Source organism: Streptomyces atriruber, assembly GCF_001418325.1.
Lineage (GTDB): Bacteria > Actinomycetota > Actinomycetes > Streptomycetales > Streptomycetaceae > Streptomyces > Streptomyces atriruber.
In genome coordinates this window covers 1-4,726 of the sequence record NZ_LIPN01000622.1, presented here as the reverse complement: position 1 = coordinate 4,726, position 4,726 = coordinate 1, and the positions used below count along the sequence as shown (strand labels likewise).

Genomic DNA, 4,726 nt, shown 5'->3' with positions numbered 1-4,726 from the left:
CCCCGGGACTGCCCGCCCCACCGGACACTCCCCCACCGCGTAAGAGAAAGACAATCTGCGATGACGCACACCCCGATCCCGTTCCCCGAAGGCTTTCTGTGGGGGGCCTCCACCGCCGCCCACCAGATCGAGGGCAACAACATCAACAGCGACTGGTGGGTGAAGGAGCACACCGCGGGCACCCACATCCAGGAGCCCAGCCTGGACGCCTGCGACAGCTATCACCGCTGGTCCGAGGACATGGACCTGCTGGCCCGGCTCGGCTTCACCGACTACCGGTTCAGCATCGAGTGGGCCCGCATCGAGCCCGTCGAGGGGCAGTTCTCCCGGGCCGAGCTCGCGCACTACCGGCGGATGGTCGAGGGCGCGATCGAGCGGGGCCTCAGGCCGATGGTGACCCTGCACCACTTCACCGTGCCGCAGTGGTTCGAGGCGCGGGGCGGGTGGACCGCGGAGGGCGCCGTGGAGCTCTTCGCGCGCTATGTCGCCGCTTGCGCGCCGGTCATCGGTGACGGTGTGCCGTACGTGTGCACCATCAATGAACCGAACATGATCGCCGTCATGGCCGGGCAGGCCAGGCGCGGAGACATCGGCTTCCCGCCCGCCGGTCTGCCGACGCCCGACGAGGAGACCACGCAGGCCGTGATCGCCGCGCACCACGCCGCCGTCAAGGAGGTCAGGGCGATCGACCCCGCTGTCCGGGTCGGCTGGACCGTCGCCAACCAGGTCTACCAGGCGCTGCCCGGCGCCGAGGACGTGGCCGCCGCCTACCGCCACCCGCGCGAGGACGTCTTCATCGAGGCCGCCCGCGGCGACGACTGGATCGGCGTCCAGTCCTACACCCGCACCAAGATCGGCCCCGAGGGCCCGGTCCCGGCACCCGAGGACGCCGAGCGCACGCTGACCCAGTGGGAGTACTACCCGGCGGCGGTCGGGCACGCGCTGCGGCACACCGCCGCGGTGCTCGCCGACGCGGGCATCCCCCTGATCGTCACCGAGAACGGCATAGCCACCGACCGCGACGAGCGCCGCATCGACTACTACAAGGGCGCGCTGCACGAGGTCGCCGGCTGCCTGGAGGACGGCCTCAACATCGGCGGCTACCTGGCCTGGAGCGCCCTGGACAACTACGAGTGGGGCTCCTACCTGCCCGCCTTCGGGCTGATCGGCTGGGACCGCGAGACGTTCGCCCGCACCCCCAAGCCCTCCGCCCACTGGCTGGGCGGGCTCGGCCACACCCGTGAACTGCCGCGCCTGGCCGTCCAGTCCGGCTGATACCGCTCGCCCCGGCGGCCCCGCGCCGCCGCCACGGCCCGGGGGTCGGCCGCACCTGACAGCGGTCGGCCCCCGTACAACCGCATCGCCGTCAATGGGAGTTGGAGCCTCATGGATCGTCGCACCTTCCTCGCCGCCGGGGCCGGGGCCGCCGCTCTGTCCCTCGGGGCCGCCCCGGCCGCCACCGCCGCACCTCGTGTCCATCCGCTTCGTCCTCATACCTCTGAAACTCCGCTGCTCCGGCACTGGTTCCGAGCCACGTATCACTCGATCGAGGCAATGACGACGGAACTCGGGCTCACGGCCGACAAGATCGACGTCAGCGGGCCCGGCACCCCCGTGCCCTCGCGCCAGACCTCACCGACCAACATCGGCTGCGGCCTCTGGTCCACCGTCGCCGCCCGGGGCCTCGGCGTGATCGGCGACGACGCCATGCACCGCCGCCTCGCCCGCACCGTCGCCGCCGTCGAGAAGCTGGAGCGGCACCACGGCTTCTGGCTCAACTGGTACGACGCGCACGACGGTTCGGTCCTGACGAGCTGGCCGGGCACCGGCGACCCGGTCCGCCCGTTCCTCTCGTCCGTCGACAACGCCTGGCTCGTCACCGGCCTGCGCATCGCCGCCCACGCCGATCCGGCCCTGCGTCCCCGCGTCGCCCGGCTGCTGGCCGCCGCCGACTGGTCGTACTTCTACACGCCCTTCGATCCGGCCGACCCCGTCGCCCGCCCCGGCCAGCTGCGCGGCGGCTTCTGGACCGACACGGGCGAGCCCACAGCCCACCACTACGGCGCGCTCAACACCGAGCCCCGCATGGCCAGTTACCTGGGCATCGCCGACGGCTCGATCCCCTCCGACCACTACTGGCACCTGCTGCGCACGATGCTTCCCGAGCACGAGCAGGAGCAGCGGCCGGAAGGCTCGTACGTCACCGTGGACGGCATCCGCGTCTGGCAGGGGCACTACACCCACCGGGGGCGCAAGCTCGTGCCCACCTGGGGCGGCTCGATGTTCGAGGCGCTGATGGTGCCGCTCTTCGTGCCGGAGCCCGAGTGGTCCCCGCGCGCGTGGGGCGCCACGCACGACCGCTATGTGCGCAGTCACATCGAGCACGGCCTGGTCGAGGAGAAGTACGGCTACTGGGGCTTCTCGCCCGCCAACATCCCCGCCGGCGGCTACCGCGAATACGGCGTCGACGCGATCGGCATGCAGGTCGAGGGCTACAACTCCCTCGGAGTCGTGACCCCGCACGCCTCCTTCCTGGCCCTGCCCCACGCGCGCGGGGCCGCCATCGACAACCTGAAGGCGCTGGGGCGCGACTTCGGGGCGTACGACGAGACGTACGGATTCCGCGATTCGGTGGACGTGCGCAGCGGGCGGGTCAGCGACTTCGTGCTCGCGCTCGACCAGGGCATGATCGCGGCGGCGCTCGCGCAGGAGCTGCGGCCCGGGCTGCTGCAGGCGCCGTTCCGTACGGGCGGCTTCGCCTCGCGGGTGCGGCCGCTGCTCGCCAAGGAGCGCTTCAGCATCTGACGGCCGCGCCGCCGGGGCGGGGCAGGGAGTGGGGCAGAGGGCGGTCGGCGCCCCCGGAGCAAGCCCCCGCCCCGGGTCGCGGCGCCCCGTAAGCGGCCATACGCTCCCAAATGTGACGCCGCCCTCGCAGATAGCCGCGCGGGCAGCAGCGGCCGCGGTGGCCGTGCTGCTCGCCTGGTTCCCGCTGCTGAGCTCCTTTTCCGCGGCCGCCGACGATCCGGTCACGCTCTCCCGCTCCGGCCAGCTCACCGACAAGGTGGACGCGCTCGGCGACCGCGCCGACGCCGCTCGGAAGGCGCTCGACCGGCTGTACGACGACCGGGGCGTGCAGCTCTTCGTCGTCTACGTACGCGACTTCTCCGGCCGTTCCGCGCAGAGCTGGGCGGACACCACGGCCGAGCTCAACGGCCTCGGGCTCGACGACGTGCTGCTGGCCGTCGCCACGCACGACCGCCAGTTCGCCTACTCCGTGGACGAGGGTTCGCGGCTCACCGACGCGCAGCTCAGGGACGTGGCGACCACGGCGATCCGGCCCGCCCTGCGCGAGAACGACTGGGCCGGGGCCGCGATCGGCGCGGCGGACGGCTACCGCGCGGTACTCGCCGGCCGTACCGTGCCCACCCCGTCGGTCACCCCGGGCACGGCCGACCCCGGCGCCGACCGCTCCGGTGCCGACGACTCCGTCACGGGCGATCTGGTCCTCCCCGTTGCGGCGGCGTGCGCGGCCGGTGTCGCCGCCACGGTCGCGTACAAGCGGCGCAAGAAGCGCACCACCACCCGCACGACCCCCGGTGGCGGCTGGGGGCAGGGGGCGGGCAAGGACGCCACCCCGCTGCCCGAGCTCGACCAGAAGGCCCGGCTGCTCCTCGTGGAGACCGATGACGCGGTCCGCACCAGCACCGAGGAGCTCGGCTTCGCCACGGCGCAGTTCGGCGAGGACGCGGTCAGGCCCTTCGCCGACGCGCTCGCGTATGCGCAGGCGGAGCTGACGGCGGCGTTCCGGCTGCGTCAGGAGCTCGACGACGCCTTCCCCGAGGACGATCCCACCAGGCGCCGCATGCTGGACGAGATCGTGGCGCGCTGCACGGAGGCGGGCCGCCGCCTGGACGCCGAGACCGCCGGGTTCGACCAGCTGCGCGCCCTGGAGAAGAGCGCCCCGCAGGCTCTGGAGCACGCGGAGACCGTGTTCCGGCAGGTCGCGGGGCGCACCGGCACCGCGGAGGACACCCTCACCATCCTCCGCGAGAAGTACGCGGCGACGGCCTCCGTAGCGGTGCTCGGCCATGTCGAGCAGGCCAAGGACCGGCTGGTGTTCGCCACCACCCACCTCAATCAGGCCCGGCAGAGCGTCGACGCGGGCGAGAACGGCAGGGCCGCCGTCCACCTGCGCGCCGCCGAGGGCGCCGTCGACCAGGCAGGGACTTTCGTCGACGCCGTGAACCGCCTGGCCGACGAGCTCGCGCTGGCCGCCGAGAAGCTGCCGGGAGCGCTCGCCGATTCCGAGGCGGATCTCGCCGACGCGCGCGGGCTCCTCGCCGGCACCTCCGAAGAGGTCTCCACGGCGGACCTGAGGGGCCGTGTGGCCCGCGCGGAGTCGGTCGTCGCCGAGGTGCGCGCCCGGACGTCCGCGGGGCCCTTCGACCCGCTCGACGCCCTGCGCCGCGTCGAGGAAGCCGACGCCGCGCTCGACGAGGCCCTCGCGGGTGCCCGCGAGCGCGAGGTCACCGACCGTCGTGCCCGGACCCTGCTCTCCCAGGCGCTGCTCACCGCGCGCAGCGCCGTCGGGGCGGCCGCGGACTTCGTCACCACGCACCGCGGCGCCGTCGGCAGCGCGGCGCGGACCCGCCTGGCCGAGGCCCAGCGCCACCTCGCGCAGGCGGAGGCGGCGGAGGGCGGCGACGCCACCGCGGCCCTCGCCGCC

Annotated in this window: 3 protein-coding genes; all 3 read left to right on the top strand. The window is 73.6% G+C overall.

The features are described from left to right. Positions 1–60: 60 nt before the first annotated feature. Positions 61–1,275 (top strand): glycoside hydrolase family 1 protein, encoded by a 1,215-nt coding sequence (locus AOK03_RS39360; RefSeq protein WP_055570135.1) that lies wholly within the window; start codon positions 61–63, stop codon positions 1,273–1,275. A gap of 111 nt (positions 1,276–1,386) precedes the next feature. Beyond that, a complete protein-coding gene (locus AOK03_RS39355; protein ID WP_055570134.1) occupies positions 1,387–2,805 on the top strand; it encodes a glucoamylase family protein in 1,419 nt (472 codons plus the stop codon). A 112-nt stretch (positions 2,806–2,917) separates the two neighbouring features. Further along, a partial coding sequence (locus tag AOK03_RS39350) for a TPM domain-containing protein (protein ID WP_208609707.1) occupies positions 2,918–4,726 on the top strand: 1,809 nt, incomplete at its 3' end.

Excerpts from the sequence above, each read along its gene's own strand:
- AOK03_RS39360 (WP_055570135.1), top strand. The coding sequence starts at position 61 with ATGACGCACACCCCGATCCCGTTCCCCGAAGGCTTTCTGTGGGGGGCC.
- AOK03_RS39355 (WP_055570134.1), top strand. The coding sequence starts at position 1,387 with ATGGATCGTCGCACCTTCCTCGCCGCCGGGGCCGGGGCCGCCGCTCTG.